Source organism: Salinivibrio proteolyticus (assembly GCF_027286365.1).
Lineage (GTDB): Bacteria > Pseudomonadota > Gammaproteobacteria > Enterobacterales > Vibrionaceae > Salinivibrio > Salinivibrio proteolyticus.
In genome coordinates this window covers 1,680,708-1,699,311 of sequence record NZ_CP114584.1, presented here as the reverse complement: position 1 = coordinate 1,699,311, position 18,604 = coordinate 1,680,708, and the positions used below count along the sequence as shown (strand labels likewise).

Genomic DNA, 18,604 nt, shown 5'->3' with positions numbered 1-18,604 from the left:
ACGCGAGCGAATTTTAAATTTTTGTTACCACTCAGTTGCTTATTGCGTTACTATGCCAATCAAAGTGTGATTTATGCCGCGTACTGGCTTGACACTTGCCTTTCTTCCCTCGACGCAAATGCACAGGAAATTGGATGCAATCGGCTACTCGTCCATTTAATTGGTCGCCCGTATTGCTGGCATGCTTAACCGTCAGCATTGGGCAGTTCAGTATGGGATTGGTGTTCCCGTCTTTGCCGTGGATAGCCCGAGACTTTAACCTCAGTATGGATGATGTCCAACTGCTGATCTCTGCCTATCTACTCGGCTTTGGGCCATCACAGTTTATCTACGGGCCTATCTCAGATGCGCTTGGCCGTCGCCGCGTGTTATTGGCTGGGGTATTGCTCTCCTTGATTGGTTTAACCGTGATGGTGAGCTTTAGCGCCAGTTTCACTGGCCTAGTCATTGGCCGTTGCATCCAAGGAATGGGCACCGGCTGTTGTGCCGTGCTCTCACGAGCCTTTACTCGTGACTCTTATTCCGGAGATCAACTACCGCAAGCCATGTCATATTTGATTATGGTGGCGTCGTTGACCCCCATCGTCGCTCCTGTGATTGGCGGGTTCGTTAACCACAATCTAGGCTGGCTGGCGATCTTTATTTTGCTGATGGTGTACACCAGCTTGGTGTGGTGCGTGTTGTTTTTCCTGTTCAAAGAAAGCATGCTCGCTCGTTCGCCGTTGCCTAATGTGAAGGTGATCCTCGGCCGTTATGGCGCACTGCTAAAAACACCGTATTTTCTTTATTTCGCCAGTATTAGCTGGGTGAATTTTACCTTGGTGATCACCACGGTGTCGCTGATGCCATTTTTAATGCAAGAGCGCATCGGTATGACCTCGGATCAATATGCGCTGTGGGCGCTTATTCCAACATGTGGCTTATTACTGGGTAGCGCGTTGGTTTCGCGCATTCGGCCGCGTTTGGGCACCAAGCGCATGCTGTTGATGGCACCTGTGATGCAGCTCATCTCTGCGGTTTGGCTATGGTTCACTCCGATGGATCCGTTACTGCTGATGATAGGGCAGTTCTTTATGGTGTTTGGCAACGGGATTGCGCTGCCGTGCGCCCAGTCGCAGGTGATGCAACCTTACTCTAACCAAGCCGGCACCGTCGCTGCGCTCTCCGGTGGTGGACAGATGATTATTTCCGCGTTGATGAGTATGGCGTTATTGAGTTTGGGCGTTAGCGAAGCCTGGCACCTTGGCGTAGTGGTGGGCGTGTTTGCGTTGCTTTCTGTTCATAATATCTTTCGCGGGTTTGCCGCCCCGAAAGTCAACGTCGCCAGTACCCCGAGTGAGGCATCATGACAAAGTCACGGTTAGAAAAAGGCCTGTTTCCGCTGACAACCCCACGCCTGAGCATGCGGCCAATGATCAAAGCGGACTGGCCGTTGTTCCACCGCCTACACACCGACAACGCCGTCATTGCACAATGTTTTGATCCTATGTCACTGGATGAGATTGAAGCCCGATTTGAGCAACGGCTCACACCCTGGTCTCCTGACGCTAAGCACTGGCTGTGTTTGGTCATCGTAGAGGCGGAGACACAAACGCCAGTCGGCGTCACCGGTTTTTTGCTTGAGCAGGGTGTCGCGGAAGTCGGCTATTTACTGTTGCCGCCTTATCACGGGCGTGGTTATGGGACTGAGTCTTTGCAGGCTGTCACCGATTTTGCCATCCATCATGGTGGTGCGCGAACCATCAATGCGACAGTGACTGCGGGTAACCTTGCCTCTGCGCGTGTGCTAGAAAAGGTCGGGTTTCAACTCAGCCGTATTGACCCTGATGCTTTTGCAATTGGCGGTGTTTGTTATGACGACTGGATCTACACCTACACCGCAGTGTGATTTAAGTGTTTCCCCAGACCACTGATTTTGTTTTTGTTCGTTGACCTCAAGTTATATTGAGGTTTTATCCTTGTTCTCGATGTTTAGCTTTCCAAGCTCAGTTTTCGATAGCACGGATAAAGGGAATGAATGATGACAACAATCGAACACGTAAATATGACTGTGGTAGACATGGATGCAGCGTTAGCGTTTTTGGCGGTGGCTGTCCCCGATTTTAAAATTCGTCAAGATGCCCAATCGCCAAAAGGATATCGTTGGGTGCATGTGGGCAATGAACACTGCTACTTTGCACTGCAAGAGCCCAACCCAAGTTCAGAGCCCAGCATACAGCCACGCAGTACCTATAAATCTCAAGGCGTGAACCATATTGGCCTGATCATTGATGACATCGATACCATCCGCGAACGCCTACTTGAAAAAGGTTATCAACCCAATGGTTCAATGGCGCACGAAACCCACCGCAAGCGAATGTACTTCTATGATAAAGCCGGTTTTGAGTGGGAATTGGTCGCTTACTCATCCGACAAACCGGAAGAAAGATATCTCTACGAGTAACGCACAAAGCTGCACTGCTCGCTTTTCCAGATAGAAACACACCGCTCCATATACAACGGGGCGGTGTGTGTTGATTTGGGACAATCAAAGCGTCAACAGATAGACAGTTTTACTCAAACTATCAGGGGCTAAAGCTAAATCATAGCTAAGAGCGAATTTAACAGCATCACTAGCCCTATTGTATTATTTTTAACGAAACAGCATGCTTATCAATATTATTAATAGGCTTGCCAAGCAGATATCCATTAAACGTGTCTTTATCAAATAAAGAGGAAAATCTTTTCCCAATATAGACTGAATGCTTTTTCTCCAAAGATATATATCTGACTGAGAAATTTTCCATGCATACCTTAGCATCACATATCCAAAGATTTCGAACGCAAAACAACTCGCAGCAAGCCAAGATAGATTACTTTCCATCATCATTTTCGAACGTTCACGGAATCGAGCTGGAGCGGTATCTGAAATGCTATGTATCAATGCATATTTATTCTTTCTAAACTTAATAGATAGGTATATTAGTAGCGTTATCCATGGAAAAAAAGTAAGCAGAAAAATATATAAACTTACTTCAGGTACTGTATCAATCAAAAAATCACTTTCTCCGCGAACATGCCCACTTTATCAGATATTTCACCGCCATATAATCCCCAAAAGAGAGTTCCTCCTGCAACTAAAGCTATCGATAAGCCTCCTGTTACAGGAATGGCAGCTAAAGCTATACCTATCCTAATACCAGTACCAAGATTTACAGCACCGGAAACAACATTATTCACCAAGCTACGATTGCAAGTTTCATCAAACCAACCACTACTGTTACATATATTTACCACATCAGCAGTGTTTCCATATAACCCAGCTCCAATTACGAGGCCGTTAGCGATACCTAATGAGCGGCTGAATGACATCGTCTGTTTATACAACGCGGTCATTTCAATACCGGAAATTGCTTTAGAAAAGTCTAGATTACATGGCTCTTTTTCTAATTAAACTAGGATTACAATAATTTCGCTATAATCGCTATACATAATATTAAAAAAAACAACCAAAATCCAATGCAATTCAACCACATAAATGCATTAAACTTCCAAGAGTGAACTTTCACTCTATAACGTATAAAAGGGTACTTTAAGCAATACACCATGAATCTTGTCAAGATATTATAAGACATCATATTCTGATAATCAGAGTGAAGTTTATCGACATCTTTTGCTAACTGTTTGTCAATAAAAACAATGCGTTGAGAATCTCCTAAGCTCAATACGGCTCCCGATATAGCACCTACTACACACCAAATGACAAAGTACCAAAATATGACTATTGACAATAAGGCTAAAACTAATTTAAGAGTAATCATCAATAACTTTCCTGAGTGGCTTCGAGCTGCTCTTGTCCCCACTGATAAGCAATATAAATAACATCGCCGACATTCTTTCCTATAGTAGAACCAGCGATACCACCTACAGCACCACCTGCAACAAAAGCCCCTATTGAAGCAATCGCTAAGATCGGAGCAGAAGTTACACCAACAACCCCTAAAGCTAATAGTGTCGCACCGACTGCAGCATTACCCATGAAGCCTCCACCGTAAATTCCACCAAAAAATCCGGCTACTTCACGAGTAGTGACTTTGCCACATTCCCCTGATCCATCAACGGAGCAGGCGTCATAAATATTCTTCACGCCACTTGCGCCGCCAAGCAACAGCCCCACATAGCCGACGCCACGGGAAGCTCCAATACCGATTGCGACATTTGCCATACGTTTACCTAAATTAGGTACGAAGCCTTTTGCGATAATTTCATCGGCATGATGAACGACAGAGCGCGTGGATAGTTTGAGATTGCGCTTAATTTGTGTATAGACAGGGATTTTAACGCTACGTCGAGATAATGCAGCAAAGCTTCCATCTAGTTTTTGAAATAGTGAGGCTCGCTCAGCGACAAAAGAACCATAGTTAATACCACCAACACGGCTCGCCATCGCCACCTGAGAGACGTAGAGGTGGTTAATTTCCAAAAGTATGTTATTGATATTTTTTAAATGTTGCTCAATTCCTACAGCTACAGCACCAACTCCCATGGAAGCATAAGCATATAAATCACTTGGTAAGCCATCTTTGCTTACTTTTTTCATGGCTTCGTCAGCATAAAAATCTAGCAATTCAAAGTGACGATTAAAGGTAGAAACTTGCTCTTCAGTTAGTTTTGCTAACTCTGTACTTGCTGCTGTTGCTTCTTCAATAAGAGCCGACAGCTTACTTCTCTGTGCTTCAGTGGATGGCTCTTTGGTTAGTACGACTACAATTTCCCCTTGACGGACAGGATTGTTCAAATGTGCATTGTATTTCGTCAAAAGCTTCTGGGTGTCGTCACTTGTATCTGAGGAAAAAAGGTTTTGCCAATAGTCGTCGAGGGGCTGAGTTTTTTCTACTTGAGTGAAGCCAAGCTCAAATTCAGTTGCAACATCAGATACCTTTTTGATATTAACAACGGTCACCTCTTTTGGGACTAATCTTTTATGATTAATAGCGACTGTTGAAGTATCAACTAAACAGCGCTCTGTATAGTCATAGTAAGTGTTCAGAGGATGATTAAATGGCTTAGGGCTCTCAGGTGGTAGCTCATAAATAGATTTCTTTTCAATGTCTTGTGGTTGCGAACCCTTCACAGTTAGCAAATCACCTACCGCCAATGACATCGGTTCAGCGTGATAGTGTGGATTTAATTCCAACAGCTGCTTAGCGGACAAGCCATATTGAGCGGCAATAGCAGGCCATGATTCACGCTGGCGGGTAGTCGGATCAAACTTAACGGTATGGGTTAATGGTTGCGCTGAGTCACGAGTTTTATCGCTATCCGACTCTGCCGGTGAGTCGTCTCGATTCGCAACGGCTTGCTTAGGGGCGGCGAGCAAATCGCTGATAGATAGCTTTACGCCGTTTTCTGCTAGCCATTCATCATCTAAATTATCGAGCTCTTCACGAGTAATTGCTTCTTTAAGATAGACGAGGTGTTGATCTTCGACGTTTTTACCACCTAACTTCCAGTAAACCAAAATAGCACTCTGGTGCTTGTTAAGGCCTTGGTCATGATTGAGTTTTTCATGGGTAGAGCGCGTGGCATAAAACTGCCACTTGCCATTGCCTAACAGCTTATATTCTTGAACAAGGCGCTTTTGGTTGAAGTGATAATAATATCCCTCTGTGGGTAAACCGAGTCGTTCGCCCAACTGAATAGAGGGCGTCACCGGAATAAAGGCTTCTCTGACCACAGCGGAGCCTTCAGGTTTCATCACTACGTGGTCAGGAACACTCACACCCATGGTGTCGGCAGAGATTTTAGCCACTAGCTTTTTAGGCTCATCAAATGCGGCGTAAGCGGTGTACTTAGTACCGTGTTCGGTAGGCTTAGTTTGCCACTGGCCAATTGTGCCTTCTTGCTCTGTTTTCGCTAATTGGAAAGTACAGCCTACCGCCTTACGAAACGTGCCGTCAGAGGCTGCAATCTCAAAGCAGTTCTCATATTTCAAGGCTGGCGGCACGTCTGAACGGTCAGGCTTTACTGGCTCAGGGACATAGGTATCTTCGATATTTGTTGTCGCAGCTTGCGAGCTGTCATTCGCGCTACCCGAACCACTCGCTCCCGCTGCAACATTCCCAGATTGATTCGCTCTAGCAGAAAGAGCCGATTGGGCTTGTGGCGAAAGCGTTGTGTTAGTGCTCGGAGCAACGGACCATATCTTGTTAACGCTATCATGCACCATCGCTGATTGCTTCGGCGCATCGGTCAGTAATACATACTCACCGCTATCAAGCTTTTCCTTAAACTGAGAAAAGCTCACGCCATCAGGGATGATACTGCTGACATCGCGCTCGCTCAGCGAGCTGATATCGCCCTCTACTTGACTAAACTCATACGCCATAAGTTCGGTCAATCGCACTAATTTGTAAGCCACCTTTCTGTCCACCAGTCAATGATCATGACGCAGCATTCTACGCAACAGGCCAGAAATATGGATAGGGTTGTTGTCATGGTTACGTTAGCTATGGCTAATTTGTGAAGTGTGTGCAAGAACTTTGGTTGACGTTTTCTTGAATCAAACGAAGATATTCGTGCCAGTATACATGGATTAGATGCCGCCCCATATATAACGGGGCGGTGTGTGCGTCATCGACTCTCTACTCACCAAAAAACTGCTTAATTGCGGTGATCATCCCATGGGTGAGTTGGTGGAGTTGGTCGTCGCGGATGCAATAGGGTGGCATCACATAAACCAGTTTTCCGAAGGGGCGAACCCAAATGCCTTGGGCGGTCATTAAGGGCTGGATATCAGCCAGATTTACCGGATCGGTCAGCTCTATCACGCCAATTGCGCCAAGCACACGCACGTCTGCTACACATTCCAATGCGCGAGCAGGCGCTAAGCCAGTTTTCAGCTGCTGCTCGATATGCGCGACCGTTTGCGGCCAGTCACTTTCTAGCAAGGTATCAATGCTGGCGCAGGCCACGGCACAGGCGAGAGGATTGCCCATAAAGGTGGGGCCGTGCATAAAACAGCCTGCATCACCGCTACAGACGGTATCAGCCACATGGCGGGTGGTTAGCGTGGCGGCCAAGGTCATGTAGCCGCCGGTCAGTGCTTTACCGACGCAGAGTATATCTGGGCTGATCCCCGCATGGTCGCAGGCAAATAGTTTCCCTGTTCGGCCAAATCCGGTGGCAATTTCATCCACAATCAGCAGCACATCAAATTCGTCGCACAGAGCGCGCACTTGACGCAGGTATTCGGGGTGATAAAAGCGCATACCGCCTGCGCCTTGCACGATGGGCTCTAAGATCACCGCGGCCAGTTGGCCGTGATGGGTGGCGAGTGCGTCGCGCATAGGCTGTATGTCGCTAGGATCCCACTCACCGTCAAAGCGGCTTTGTGGGGAGGGCACAAAATGATGCTGAGGCAGAAACCCTTTGTAGAGTTTGTGCATCGAATTATCAGGATCCGTCACCGACATGGCGGCGAATGTGTCGCCATGATAGCCATGACGCAAGGTCAAAAACTGTGCGCGCGACTCACCGCGCCCCTGCCAATATTGCATCGCCATTTTAAGCGCCACTTCTACCGACACAGAGCCTGAATCGGCCAAAAACACTTGCGTGAGCGGGGCGGGTGAATGTGCGACCAAGCGCTCGCAAAGCGATACCGCGGGCTGGTGGGTGAGCCCGCCAAACATCACATGCGACATGTTATCGATTTGCTGATGCGCTGCGGCGTTTAAAGCAGGGTGGTTATAGCCGTGAATGGCTGCCCACCATGACGACATGCCATCAATCAGAACGGTGCCATCTTCAAGATGCAGTTCCGCGCCGCTTGCGTGTGAGACGGGCAAGCAAGGCAAAGGATCGAGCGTTGAGGTGTAGGGATGCCAGATATGTTCACGGTCAAAATGGGTGTTAATGCTCATAAATAAATCAGATGTAAACCAGTGTGATCTCGTTGTGTTGACAGGTTAACGTCTGTGGGTAGACTAGCCAAGCATTAAAACGACAACAACGGGGAAAACCGCGTGGAAATAAGACACAACTGGACCGCACAGGACGTGCAAGCATTGTTCGATAAACCCTTTATGGATTTGCTGTTTGACGCGCAGCAAGTCCATCGTGAATATCATCCTGCCAATCAAGTGCAAGTCAGCACGCTGTTATCGATCAAAACCGGCGCGTGTCCAGAAGATTGCAAATATTGTCCTCAAAGTGCGCGGTATCGCACCGATGTTGAAAAAGAACGCCTGATGGAAGTCGAACAGGTGCTCGAAGCGGCAGAAAAAGCAAAAGCCTCAGGCGCGACGCGCTTTTGCATGGGGGCGGCGTGGAAAAACCCCAAGCAACGCGATATGCCATATTTGCTCGATATGATCCAAGGCGTAAAAGGCTTAGGGTTGGAAACCTGCATGACATTGGGCATGTTGGATGCCGAGCAAGCCAAGACTTTGTCGGAGGCGGGTTTGGATTACTACAACCACAATCTCGATACCTCGCCTGAGTTTTACGGCAACATTATTACCACGCGGACGTATCAAGAACGCCTTGATACCTTATCTAACGTGCGAGACGCGGGAATGAAGGTGTGTTCCGGCGGCATTATTGGGCTGGGCGAAAGTGCTCGCGATCGCGCTGGTTTGCTGGTTGAGCTGGCCAATATGCCGGCTCACCCAGAAAGCGTGCCGATTAACATGCTGGTCAAAGTAAAAGGCACACCGCTTGAGAACGTCGATGACGTTGACCCGTTCGATTTTGTCCGCATTATCGCGGTGGCGCGGATTATGATGCCCAAATCGGCAGTGCGGTTGTCTGCCGGACGCGAAGACATGAACGAGCAAATGCAAACCTTGTGCTTTATGGCGGGCGCCAACTCGATCTTCTACGGCTGTAAGCTGTTGACCACACCAAACCCTGACGAAGACGCGGACATGCAGCTATTTAAAAAGCTGGGTATTAATCGAGAAGCGGTCAGCCAAAAGCCCGATCAAGTCACTGAGCACGACTTACTTGAGCAAGTGGCCGAGCGAGTGGCATCGCGCCCGCAAGAGGGCGATTTGTTCTACGACGCCAGTGTCTAAGCACCATGACTGACACAACATCAGCGCTGACCCGCCGTTATCAGGATGAGCTGGCCGCACGTCAGCAACAAGGCCTATGGCGGCAAAGTGGAGACAATGCCGTCGCCGAGTCATGGCGCAACTTTGCGGGTAATGATTATTTAGGCCTCGCGCAAGACCCGCGGCTGGTCAAAAAGGCGCAGCAGCACCTTGAACGCTGGGGCGTGGGTGCAACGGCGTCGCCGGTAGTATCTGGTTTTACCGCAGCGCATCAATCCCTTTGTGAACAGCTGTGTGACTGGCTGGGTTACCCGCAAGCGATACTGTTTAACAGTGGTTTTGCTGCCAATCAGGCGTTGTTGTTTACGCTGTTGGGTAAAGACGATGCCTTGTTTCAAGACAAGCTCAACCATGCCTCCTTGATTGAGGCTGGCGTATTGAGCCCTGCCACGCAGCGGCGTTTTCGTCATAACGACATGGCACACCTTCGCCAACTGCTCGCAAAGCAAATCCAGCCTTCCGCATCGCTGATTGTCTCGGAAGGGGTATTTAGCATGGATGGTGATGTGTCGCCAACCGAGAGTCTTGCCGCGATTGCCAATCAATCGGGCGCGCTCTGGGCTCTGGATGATGCGCATGGGCTTGGCGTGTTAGGGCAAGAAGGCGAGGGCAGTATCAGTCGTGGCGCACGGCCGGATATTTTAATCGTGACGTTTGGAAAAGCCCTGGGCGTTGCTGGGGCGGCAGTGTTGGCTTCTCCCACCATCATTGACTATTTACGCCAGTTCGCGCGCCATTATGTGTACTCGACGGCTATGCCACCCGCGCAAGCGGCACTCATTGAGGATGCGATTAGGCTGGCACGAACAGAGCACTGGCGGCGAGAAACACTCAGCGCTCATGCCGAACAGTTAACGCAAGGGCTCCATGAGTGGTTGGAGACGTCTACTGCTTTCGAACCGCACGCTGATAATCGGCAGCATTTACCGCGACTACTTGCGACGCCTAGCCCGATCAAGCCGCTGATTATCGGCGATTTGGCCGCGTTACAGCAGGTGAATCACGCTTTGATGAAAGCCCATATTCGGGGGGGAGCGATTCGGCCACCGACTGTGCCTGCTAACACCGCACGTCTGCGGATCAGCCTGTCCGCGCAGCATCATAAAACAGATATTACCGCACTGATTGAGGCGCTTAAGCCGGTATTAGCGAGCGACAAAGCGTGTGGGGTGACAGCATGACCGTCGCCGATAAACAAGCGATTGCTCGAGCGTTTGGCCGAGCCGCGCCCCACTATGACGACAGTGCGACGCTGCAGCGCCGTGTCGGCCATCGGTTAATGGCATTGGCTGAGTCAGAGCAAAAAGCTATCCATCTCAATACCGTCTTAGATGTCGGTTGTGGCACCGGCTATTTCACCCAGCAGTGGATGACTCACGCTAAAACAGTGATTGGACTGGATCTCAGCGCTCCTATGCTTGCAACGGCAAAAGCGCGCTGCGGTGATGCCATGCTAGGCGTACAAGCAGATGCGGAGCATATACCGCTGGCTGACAACAGTGTCGATCTGGCGTTTAGTTCGTTAGCGCTGCAATGGTGCGACGATTTGCATGTGCCATTGGCGGAGCTGCGTCGGGTCGTCAAACCCGGCGGGCAAATCCTTGTTTCGACATTGCTCAACGGATCCTTGTGTGAACTCGACAGCGCATGGCAACAAGCATGCGGTACGTCACGAGTGAACCGCTTTATCTCCTTCTCAGAGTTACAACAGGCGACCCAACGCGCCGGGCTGATGAACGCGACCGTGTTGCAAGAAAGCGAACAGCTGACTTTTGCCAATGCCCATACGGTGATGAAAAGCTTAAAAGGCATTGGAGCCACCTATCGCCCGCAAGGGGCGGGGCAGCAAGGTCTGGCGACAAGAGCGCAGTTTAGCGCGGTAGAAAAGGCGTATCAGCGTTTTGCACTTGCCGCCGGCACCTTACCGGCGACCTATCAAATTGGCTACATAGTGATTCACCACCATGCATGACAGTTACTTTATTACCGGCACCGACACCGAAGTGGGGAAAACCTATACCACGGCGGCACTGTTGCACGCTTTTATCGCAAAGGGCTATCAAGCGGTGGGCTACAAGCCTGTTGCCGCTGGTGCCGATTTAGCGCCTGACTACCAACTCAATAGTGACGCTGTCACTTTACAGCATGCCAGTACGATCGCATTGCCGTATGCCGCAATAAACCCAGTGTTGTTGGAAACGCCATGTTCGCCGCACTGGGCGGCCGTTTTAGCCAACAAGCCTATCGATACCCAGATGTTGAGCGATGGGCTCGCGCATTTAAAACAGCAGGCCAGTCCGGTATTGGTAGAAGGGGCTGGAGGCTGGCAAGTGCCACTGAGTGAGACTGAAACGCTTGCCGATTGGGTGGTTGCCCATCAACTGCCAGTGATCATGGTGGTGGGAATAAAGCTTGGCTGTTTAAACCACGCTTTACTCACCGCAGAGGCCATACGTGCACGCGGGCTTACGTTAGCTGGATGGGTGGCAAACGCCGTGGATCCCAAGGCGCAGCACAGTGACGAAATGGTGCGCTATCTTGATGCGCATTTAGATGCGCCTTGTCTGGGGCACTTGCCGTTTGCTGCCGATGCCTCGCCAGCACAACGGGCGTCAACGCTGGATATCCGTGCGCTTTTAGCGCCTTAAACGGTGGGCGCATTGAGTCATGCCGGACACAAAAAAAGCCAGTGAAAACTGGCTTTTTGCTAATGTAGAGGCGGGCTTGTAACAGGAATGACTGACAATGACCGCTTACTTTTGATCGTCCAGTAATCCCATTAGACCTTGCTGGACTTCTGCAATTTGTCGCGCTGCACTGGCGTCATCCGATGCTAACCCAAGTTCTGAGCAGGCTTCGTCGAAGCTCATGCCGAGATGACAGCATAAGATGTCGATAGCGACACGGTAGTTTTCTTTTTCTGCCATGGTTTCACTCCATTGATAACGCGTTGTTTTAACGCGGCTCTTGATCAGGGCTTCACACTTTGTCTCATCTCATTGACGCTTCATCGCGATGTGAACAATGAGTGAGAAAATGTTATCTAGTTTTAAACAGCTGCAGCCAAATTAGCGCCCTCTTAACGCAATTACAACTCGACTAAAGTCTATAGTAGCTTGGATTTGTCTAAAATGCTGGCTCTATGTGTTAGGTTTGTTTTTAAATTACTGAATTAGTTGTGAAATTTTATCAATCGGCCTAGCTCACATTTTATCTATATCAGATGGGAATAACGTGCCACACTAACTGGTCAGCGGAGTGATGCGGCTGTCTGTATCGATGGACGGATTCAATCATTTTATTCGTAACAAATTGCATCAAAGGATTGTTTTTATCTTGAATGCCCATACTATTTTTACCATTACAACAAGTAAGCGCTAAACACTGGGTTTAAGCGACGGAGACACACGATGAAACGCATAGGATTATTTCTTGCTACCAACCTCGCGGTACTGATCGTATTCAGCATTGTGCTGAACATCATCTACGCGGTCACAGGCATGCAGCCGGGCAGCTTGTCTGGGTTGCTGGTACTGGCGGCTGTATTCGGTTTTGGCGGCTCAATTATCTCGTTGCTGATGTCAAAATCCATGGCACTTCGCTCTGTAGGGGCGCAAGTGATTGAGCATCCACGTAATGAAACCGAGCACTGGTTGATGAACACGGTCAGTCAACAGGCTCAGCGTGCTGGCATTGGCATGCCAACGGTGGCGATCTATAACTCGCCCGATATCAACGCGTTTGCCACCGGCGCAAAACGTGACGACTCCGTGGTCGCTGTATCAACGGGTTTACTACAAAACATGACCCGTGATGAAGCGGAAGCGGTACTGGCGCATGAAGTCAGTCACATTGCCAACGGCGACATGGTCACCATGACCTTGATGCAAGGGGTAGTGAACACCTTCGTGATCTTTATCTCTCGTGTCATCGCTGGCGCGGTCAGTGGCATGAACAACGACGAAGAAGGCGAAGGCGGCGGCAACTGGATGATGTACTTCTTGGTGTCGTCAGTGCTAGAAATCGTGTTTGGTATTTTGGCTAGCATTCTCACCATGTGGTTTAGCCGTCATCGCGAATTCCGCGCCGATGCAGGCTCAGCGCAGCTGGTGGGCAAACAGAAAATGATTGCAGCACTGGAGCGTTTAAAAGTCAGCCACGAGCCGAAACTGGAAGGCTCAATGATGGCATTTGGTATTAACGGTAAGAAAACGCTGAGTGAGTTGTTTATGACTCACCCACCGCTAGAAAAACGTATCGATGCCTTGCGTCGTGGCGACTATCTCTAACCGGATAGCGTTTACGTCGAATCACAGATTAAGCGGCCTGCGGGCCGCTTTTTGTTTGTGTGCGTCGCCACTTTATCCCCTCACTGGCGAGCACCGCCCCGAATACAATCAACGCCATCGCCACCACGGTGAGCAGACTGACGGTTTCTGAGAACACCGGAATGGCGATCAGCGCAGCCACCACAGGCGTGAATGCACCTATTGCGGCACTCATTTCTGCCCCTAAGCGGCGAATCGCAAATGCATAGCTGTAATTAGCAATGATCCCCACGCCTAAACCTTGCGCCAGTACATGGTAGCCAAACTCGTCAAGAGGGGCTTGGAGCAGGTTAAAGGAGACAAGTCCGCTCATCGCACCTACCGGCAGCAACAAGACGGCCGAAATCGCTAATACCGCGCCGGCTTCTGCGGCATTCAATCCTGTCACACGCACGCCAATGGTAAACCATGCCCAGCTGATACTGGCTGCAAGCAAAATCAAATGGCCTTGCGTGACGCTCCATGGTGAGAAGAACAGCGAATGCCATAAAAACGCACCTATGCCGATCACGATAAGCCCAATGCCTAATCGCCGTCCCACTGAGAGCGATTCACCGTAAACGCCCCAAGCAATTGCAGAGACAAACAGCGGCAAGATCCCAGGAATTAACGAGGCGCCATCGGCGACCGGGGCAAACTGCATACCTGTGGCAGCGAGCAGATAAAACGGTAAGCCTGCGCCAAAGGCAATCGCAAACAGATAACGTTTGGGCACAGAGATAATATGACGGATCCGATGACGGCTCAGCCAACCAAACAGGATGGCGGCAGGCAAAAAGCGAAGCAGGGCAATATCGCCACTGGTTAACACCGATTGGCTGGCCTGACGCAATGAGATAAACAGGCTCGCCCAAATGGTGACGGTGACAAGCATAGCGGCGAGGCCTAATACACGTTGAGAGGTGGCAGGCATGGTGGGTCACTTCCTTGTTCAACAATAGAGTTAGTGTGGCAGCGTCAAAGGAGGGATTGGTGGCAAATTAAAGAGTGATTTGCCATCATGTTAGCGTTTATCATCTTTAACTATTCTTTTGTTGTTGAAAATCACCAAGGAAGCGATTTGGACAGTAAAGACAAAGCCATTTTGGCGCTGTTGCAAGACGATGCGCGGCGTACCACCGCGGAAATCGCTGATGCGGTTGGGCTGTCGTTTTCACCGTGTGCAAGACGAATCAAAAAGCTGGAAGCCGATGGAGTGATAGCGTCCTATCAGGTCACGTTAAATCGCCAACGGATTGGGCTAAACATGACCTTTTTCGTTAACGTGAGTTTGAGCAATCACCGAGAAGAGGCGATTGTCACCTTTGAAAAGGCGCTGGTAGACATGGATGAAGTGATCAACGGCCACGTCATTTCTGGCACTTATGATTATTTACTGGAAGTGGTGACACGCGATTTACCGCACTATGAAGCCTTTATGCGCCAGTTACAGACCTTGGCGATGGTTAAAGACATCAATACCAATGTGGCGATCCGCGCGGTCAAACAAGGCGCGGCGCTAAAAGTGTAGCGCCGCGAGATCATCATGAAAGGATGGTTAGCGATTAGCTAAGGTGCTGGCTTAGCCAGTCACTAAAGGCATTTTGAGGCAGGGCGCCGTTCATCATGTCAACGCGCTCGCCGTTTTTAAACACCATTAGCGTCGGAATGCTGCGAATGCGATATTGTGCTGCCAGCGCCTGCTGCGCTTCAGTGTCAATTTTCACAAACAGCGCACGCCCCTCTTCCTGCTCGGCGACGGCCTCAAAAGCAGGCGCAAAACTTTGGCATGGTCCACACCAAGGGGCCCAAAAATCTACCACCACGGGCTTGTCGCTGTTAAGTAAGGCAGCAAAGTTATCGCTCGTGCCTTCAATGGGCTTTCCTTCTAATAGCGCTGATTGACATTTGCCACACTTGGGCGCGTCATTCACGCGTTCGCTCGGAATACGGTTCATTGCTTGGCAGTGAGGGCAACGTGAGGTTAGGGTTGTCATTATTGTTCCTCGTCGAATGATTTGTGGCTAGTTTACGAGCCTTTACCGAGGAGCGAAAACAGAAATAATCTATGACAGACATAGAAAAAGCCGATGACGCGGCATCGGCTTTTGCGTCTCGCGCACATTGGGTGCGTTACAGTGTATCCACCACCGCGAGGATGGCACTGAGCATATCGCGACCAAAGGCTTGGCTGCGCGCCGGTGACCAGCCAAAATCTGGATCCGGTTGGTCGTTGTGATCTTTAAACGGCATTTCAACCGTGTACGACAAACACTTAAAGCGCTCGCCAATCCAGTTTGATCCTACGGTTAAATTGGCTTTACCGGGCGCATCTTTTTCATAGCCATGCTCATCTTGAAACTCCGGCGTTACGGTAAGCAGCGCACGTTTGAAGCGGTTTTCGAGGTCAGCCATACGTTCATCGTAAGATGGGATCCCCTCGCAACCGGCAACAAAGTTATACGGAATTGCCTCATCACCGTGAATATCGAGGCACATTTTCACCCCAGTTTGTTCCATACGGGCACGAACATGATACACCTCAGGGCTACGCTCAAGGCTTGGCGTTTCCCATTCGCGGTTTAAGTTGGCGCCGACGGCATTGGTGCGCAAGTGGCCGCGTACGCTGCCGTCGGGATTCATGTTGGGCACGATGTAAAAGTCCGCTTTTTCCAACAGTGCACGGGCGGTAGTGTCCGTGTCGTCAAGCAATCGGTCGAGTAAACCTTCCATAAACCATTCCGCCATGGTCTCGCCGGGGTGCTGGCGGGCAATCAGCCAAATGGGTGTTTTCGGTTGGGCGGATTCCCCTAAATCAGCGCGAATTTTCAAGAGGCTAATATCGCGACCATCTAGGGTTTGGCCAAGCGTTTCTAATTGGCACTGTGGGTAGGTTTGCGCTTGATGAATCAAATCCAAGTGGCGCTCATAGCTATACGGTGCGAAATACGCAAAGTACATCGAGCCGTGTTGCGGCGTCACCTTAATGGTCAAGGTATCGCCGTCGAATTCAGTAGGGACACGGAACCAGGTATCACGGTCGTATGAGGCAACCGCTTGGTAGTCTTTCCAGCCTTCAGGGTAGGCCGAGCCTGCAAGCTGCTGAATATGGAGCGTATGGGCCTGATTGACCTCAGCTTCAAGGCGAAAGTGGAACCACTGATAAAACTCAGATTGATTGTCTTGGTGAATGGCAAGCTGGATATTGTTGATGTTGTCGTCATTCAGAACGCGGATATTCCCGCTATCGAACTGGCTAAAAATACGCATAGAGCATCCTTTTTCTGTTGAAGGGCCAGCTGTGTTTGCGCCGGTATCTATAAGCCGTTGTGATTATTTGCTGTCTACTTGGGCAGACATTGTGCAGTTGCTGGCTTATAGTCGTTGATCTCAGCGAATATCTTGCCGTGCTATTCGTGAGCTGGCAAGGTGCCAGTATGATTTGGGTGAACGCGCGACGCCTTTGAACAAAAAAGGAGCCATTATGCAATTGCAGGACATGACGCTGCTTAAGACACAAGCACTGATTAACGGTCAATGGAAAGATGCCCATAACCAAAAAACACGCCCGGTGACCAATCCTGCCAATGGCGCGTGTTTGGCAAACGTACCCAATATGGGCGCCGAGGAAACACGACAAGCGATTGATGCCGCCGATGCGGCCTTGCCCGAGTGGCGAGCGCTAACGGCGAAAGCCCGTGCCGATGTATTGTACCGCTGGTACGAGCTGATGCTTGAACACAAAGACGACTTAGCGGCGATCATGACCGCTGAGCAAGGCAAACCGCTGAAAGAAGCCGCGGGAGAGATCCAATACGCGGCGTCATTTTTACAGTGGTTTGCTGAAGAAGCGAAGCGGGTGTATGGCGCGACCATTCCTGCTGAGCAGGCCGACAAACGCATCTCTGTGATCAAGCAGCCGATTGGCGTAACGGCAGCGATTACGCCTTGGAATTTTCCAGCCGCGATGATCACCCGCAAAGCCGCGGCAGCACTGGCGGCAGGTTGTACTATGGTGGTGAAGCCGGCCAGTGACACACCGTTGTCGGCGTTGGCGCTTGGAGAGCTGGCACTGCGCGCTGGTGTGCCTGCCGGGGTACTAAGCATCGTCACCGGCACAGCTGGGCCGATTGCCGATACGCTTTGCAGCGATGATCGGGTACGCAAGCTCTCATTCACTGGCTCGACGGAAATTGGCGCACAACTGATGGAAAAATGCGCGCCAAGCATTAAAAAGCTGTCGCTGGAGTTGGGGGGCAATGCGCCGTTTATTGTTTTTGATGATGCGGATATTGATGCAGCGGTTGAAGGTGCCATTGCGGCTAAATATCGCAATGCGGGACAAACATGCGTTTGTGTGAACCGAATCTATGTGCAATCGAGTATCTATGACACCTTCGCAGAAAAATTCACACAAGCGGTTAGTCAATTACGTGTCGGTCTTGGCACCGATGATAAGGTGGACATTGGCCCGCTGATTAATCGTGGTGCGATCGACAAAGTGAAAGCACATTTGGACGATGCCAAGCAACACGGCGGCGAGATCCTGCTTGGCGGCGATTGCCCAGAGCTAGGGGAAAACTTTACTCAGCCTGCGGTCATCAAACACGCGACACCGGCGATGCGGATTGCTAAAGAAGAAACCTTTGGTCCGGTTGCGCCCTTGTTTGCCTTTAATGATGAAGCAGAAGCTATCGCAATGGCGAACGATACCGAGTTTGGTCTGGCGTCGTACTTTTATGCGCGAGACATTAGCCGCGTGCATCGTGTCGCAGAAGCCTTAGAGTACGGCATGGTGGGGATTAATACTGGCCTTATTTCAACCGCGGTGGCGCCCTTTGGTGGGGTGAAACAATCAGGCTTAGGCCGAGAAGGGTCACAATGGGGCTTGGATGAATACCTCGAAATGAAGTATCTGTGTTTGGCGCTATAGCCTAAGGGGTTAAGCTCTCTCGCGATCACGGACAGGAGGGCAATGTGTTCAAAAATGCTGACATGTCAACATGACGTTACTCTGTTTATGGCTAGCAACTTGGTGCAAATATCACCGCGTTGGCCATAATTTAGACGGGTTGACTGTTTTTTGACAGCTTGGTGTATGAAAATTTGCGATTCGGCACATCGCCCCTGTTGTTGCCTTTTCATCCGTGGTAAAACTCAAGTAATATGCGTTAAGACACGTCCAACCGTTGCGGTGAA

17 protein-coding genes are annotated in these 18,604 nt (G+C 50.0%); 10 read left to right on the top strand and 7 right to left on the bottom strand.

The features are described 5' to 3' along the window. The first annotated feature begins 134 nt into the window (after nt 1–134). The 3 genes from N7E60_RS08045 (at nt 135) to N7E60_RS08035 (ending at nt 2,443) form a co-directional block, all read left to right on the top strand. A complete protein-coding gene (locus N7E60_RS08045) occupies nt 135–1,349 on the top strand; it encodes a multidrug effflux MFS transporter (protein WP_269597088.1) in 1,215 nt (404 codons plus the stop codon). Then, a complete protein-coding gene (locus N7E60_RS08040; protein WP_269597087.1) occupies nt 1,346–1,888 on the top strand; it encodes a GNAT family N-acetyltransferase in 543 nt (180 codons plus the stop codon). The genes N7E60_RS08045 and N7E60_RS08040 overlap by 4 nt, the downstream gene beginning before the upstream one ends. Before the next feature lie 129 nt (nt 1,889–2,017). Beyond that, nucleotides 2,018–2,443 (top strand): VOC family protein, encoded by a 426-nt coding sequence (locus N7E60_RS08035; RefSeq protein WP_254659643.1) that lies wholly within the window; start codon nt 2,018–2,020, stop codon nt 2,441–2,443. Nucleotides 2,444–3,030: 587 nt separating this feature from the next. On the opposite strand, the gene N7E60_RS08030 is transcribed toward N7E60_RS08035, so the two are convergent. From N7E60_RS08030 to bioA, 3 genes are all read right to left on the bottom strand, one after another. Then, nucleotides 3,031–3,375 carry a hypothetical protein gene (locus tag N7E60_RS08030; RefSeq protein WP_269597085.1) on the bottom strand — a complete coding sequence of 115 codons (345 nt, stop codon included), beginning with the start codon at nt 3,373–3,375 and terminating at the stop codon, nt 3,031–3,033. A 424-nt stretch (nt 3,376–3,799) separates the two neighbouring features. Beyond that, nucleotides 3,800–6,400: an MIX and LysM peptidoglycan-binding domain-containing protein gene (locus tag N7E60_RS08025; protein ID WP_408642321.1), complete on the bottom strand. Its 2,601-nt coding sequence runs from the start codon at nt 6,398–6,400 to the stop codon at nt 3,800–3,802. Between the two features lie 223 nt (nt 6,401–6,623). Beyond that, nucleotides 6,624–7,898 carry an adenosylmethionine--8-amino-7-oxononanoate transaminase gene (gene bioA / locus N7E60_RS08020; RefSeq protein ID WP_269598563.1) on the bottom strand — a complete coding sequence of 425 codons (1,275 nt, stop codon included), beginning with the start codon at nt 7,896–7,898 and terminating at the stop codon, nt 6,624–6,626. Nucleotides 7,899–8,006: 108 nt separating this feature from the next. On the opposite strand from bioA, the gene bioB reads away from it, so the two are divergent. Genes bioB through bioD form a run of 4 tightly spaced genes read left to right on the top strand, consistent with a single transcriptional unit; the run spans nt 8,007 to nt 11,746 of the window. Continuing rightward, entirely contained in the window at nt 8,007–9,059 is a 1,053-nt protein-coding gene (gene bioB, locus N7E60_RS08015; protein WP_269597083.1) for a biotin synthase BioB, read from the top strand. A 5-nt stretch (nt 9,060–9,064) separates the two neighbouring features. Then, the gene (locus tag N7E60_RS08010; protein ID WP_269597082.1) at nt 9,065–10,279 is read left to right on the top strand and encodes an aminotransferase class I/II-fold pyridoxal phosphate-dependent enzyme; all 1,215 of its coding nucleotides are present in this window, start codon (nt 9,065–9,067) and stop codon (nt 10,277–10,279) included. Next, nucleotides 10,276–11,070: a malonyl-ACP O-methyltransferase BioC gene (gene bioC, locus N7E60_RS08005; RefSeq protein ID WP_269597081.1), complete on the top strand. Its 795-nt coding sequence runs from the start codon at nt 10,276–10,278 to the stop codon at nt 11,068–11,070. Before N7E60_RS08010 ends, bioC begins: the two co-directional genes overlap by 4 nt. Then, nucleotides 11,063–11,746 (top strand): dethiobiotin synthase, encoded by a 684-nt coding sequence (gene bioD, locus N7E60_RS08000; RefSeq protein WP_269597079.1) that lies wholly within the window; start codon nt 11,063–11,065, stop codon nt 11,744–11,746. The genes bioC and bioD overlap by 8 nt, the downstream gene beginning before the upstream one ends. Nucleotides 11,747–11,851: 105 nt before the next feature. Here the strand turns inward: bioD and N7E60_RS07995 are convergent, their stop codons facing one another. Next, a complete protein-coding gene (locus N7E60_RS07995) occupies nt 11,852–12,025 on the bottom strand; it encodes a hypothetical protein (protein WP_167314491.1) in 174 nt (57 codons plus the stop codon). A gap of 483 nt (nt 12,026–12,508) precedes the next feature. On the opposite strand from N7E60_RS07995, the gene htpX reads away from it, so the two are divergent. Continuing rightward, on the top strand, nt 12,509–13,387 hold the full coding sequence (htpX, locus tag N7E60_RS07990) for a protease HtpX (RefSeq protein ID WP_077479714.1): 879 nt from the start codon (nt 12,509–12,511) through the stop codon (nt 13,385–13,387). Nucleotides 13,388–13,415: 28 nt separating this feature from the next. On the opposite strand, the gene N7E60_RS07985 is transcribed toward htpX, so the two are convergent. Then, the gene (locus tag N7E60_RS07985; protein ID WP_269597076.1) at nt 13,416–14,339 is read right to left on the bottom strand and encodes a DMT family transporter; all 924 of its coding nucleotides are present in this window, start codon (nt 14,337–14,339) and stop codon (nt 13,416–13,418) included. Nucleotides 14,340–14,486: 147 nt separating this feature from the next. Between N7E60_RS07985 and N7E60_RS07980 the strand changes: the two genes are divergently transcribed. Then, complete coding sequence (locus N7E60_RS07980) at nt 14,487–14,936, top strand: Lrp/AsnC family transcriptional regulator (protein ID WP_269598562.1); 450 nt, start codon at nt 14,487–14,489, stop codon at nt 14,934–14,936. A 34-nt stretch (nt 14,937–14,970) separates the two neighbouring features. Here N7E60_RS07980 and trxC read toward each other — a convergent pair whose 3' ends face one another. Further along, complete coding sequence (trxC, locus tag N7E60_RS07975; protein ID WP_069591020.1) at nt 14,971–15,402, bottom strand: thioredoxin TrxC; 432 nt, start codon at nt 15,400–15,402, stop codon at nt 14,971–14,973. 136 nt (nt 15,403–15,538) lie between these two features. Next, a complete protein-coding gene (locus tag N7E60_RS07970; RefSeq protein ID WP_269597075.1) occupies nt 15,539–16,675 on the bottom strand; it encodes a M14 family metallopeptidase in 1,137 nt (378 codons plus the stop codon). Nucleotides 16,676–16,889: 214 nt separating this feature from the next. On the opposite strand from N7E60_RS07970, the gene N7E60_RS07965 reads away from it, so the two are divergent. Continuing rightward, entirely contained in the window at nt 16,890–18,338 is a 1,449-nt protein-coding gene (locus N7E60_RS07965) for an NAD-dependent succinate-semialdehyde dehydrogenase (RefSeq protein WP_269597073.1), read from the top strand. The last annotated feature ends 266 nt before the right edge of the window (nt 18,339–18,604 follow it).

Excerpts from the sequence above, each read along its gene's own strand:
- N7E60_RS08045 (WP_269597088.1), top strand. The coding sequence starts at position 135 with ATGCAATCGGCTACTCGTCCATTTAATTGGTCGCCCGTATTGCTGGCA.
- N7E60_RS08040 (WP_269597087.1), top strand. The coding sequence starts at position 1,346 with ATGACAAAGTCACGGTTAGAAAAAGGCCTGTTTCCGCTGACAACCCCA.
- N7E60_RS08035 (WP_254659643.1), top strand. The coding sequence starts at position 2,018 with ATGATGACAACAATCGAACACGTAAATATGACTGTGGTAGACATGGAT.
- N7E60_RS08030 (WP_269597085.1), bottom strand. The coding sequence starts at position 3,375 with ATGACCGCGTTGTATAAACAGACGATGTCATTCAGCCGCTCATTAGGT.
- N7E60_RS08010 (WP_269597082.1), top strand. The coding sequence starts at position 9,065 with ATGACTGACACAACATCAGCGCTGACCCGCCGTTATCAGGATGAGCTG.
- bioC (WP_269597081.1), top strand. The coding sequence starts at position 10,276 with ATGACCGTCGCCGATAAACAAGCGATTGCTCGAGCGTTTGGCCGAGCC.
- bioD (WP_269597079.1), top strand. The coding sequence starts at position 11,063 with ATGCATGACAGTTACTTTATTACCGGCACCGACACCGAAGTGGGGAAA.
- N7E60_RS07995 (WP_167314491.1), bottom strand. The coding sequence starts at position 12,025 with ATGGCAGAAAAAGAAAACTACCGTGTCGCTATCGACATCTTATGCTGT.
- htpX (WP_077479714.1), top strand. The coding sequence starts at position 12,509 with ATGAAACGCATAGGATTATTTCTTGCTACCAACCTCGCGGTACTGATC.
- N7E60_RS07985 (WP_269597076.1), bottom strand. The coding sequence starts at position 14,339 with ATGCCTGCCACCTCTCAACGTGTATTAGGCCTCGCCGCTATGCTTGTC.
- trxC (WP_069591020.1), bottom strand. The coding sequence starts at position 15,402 with ATGACAACCCTAACCTCACGTTGCCCTCACTGCCAAGCAATGAACCGT.
- N7E60_RS07970 (WP_269597075.1), bottom strand. The coding sequence starts at position 16,675 with ATGCGTATTTTTAGCCAGTTCGATAGCGGGAATATCCGCGTTCTGAAT.
- N7E60_RS07965 (WP_269597073.1), top strand. The coding sequence starts at position 16,890 with ATGCAATTGCAGGACATGACGCTGCTTAAGACACAAGCACTGATTAAC.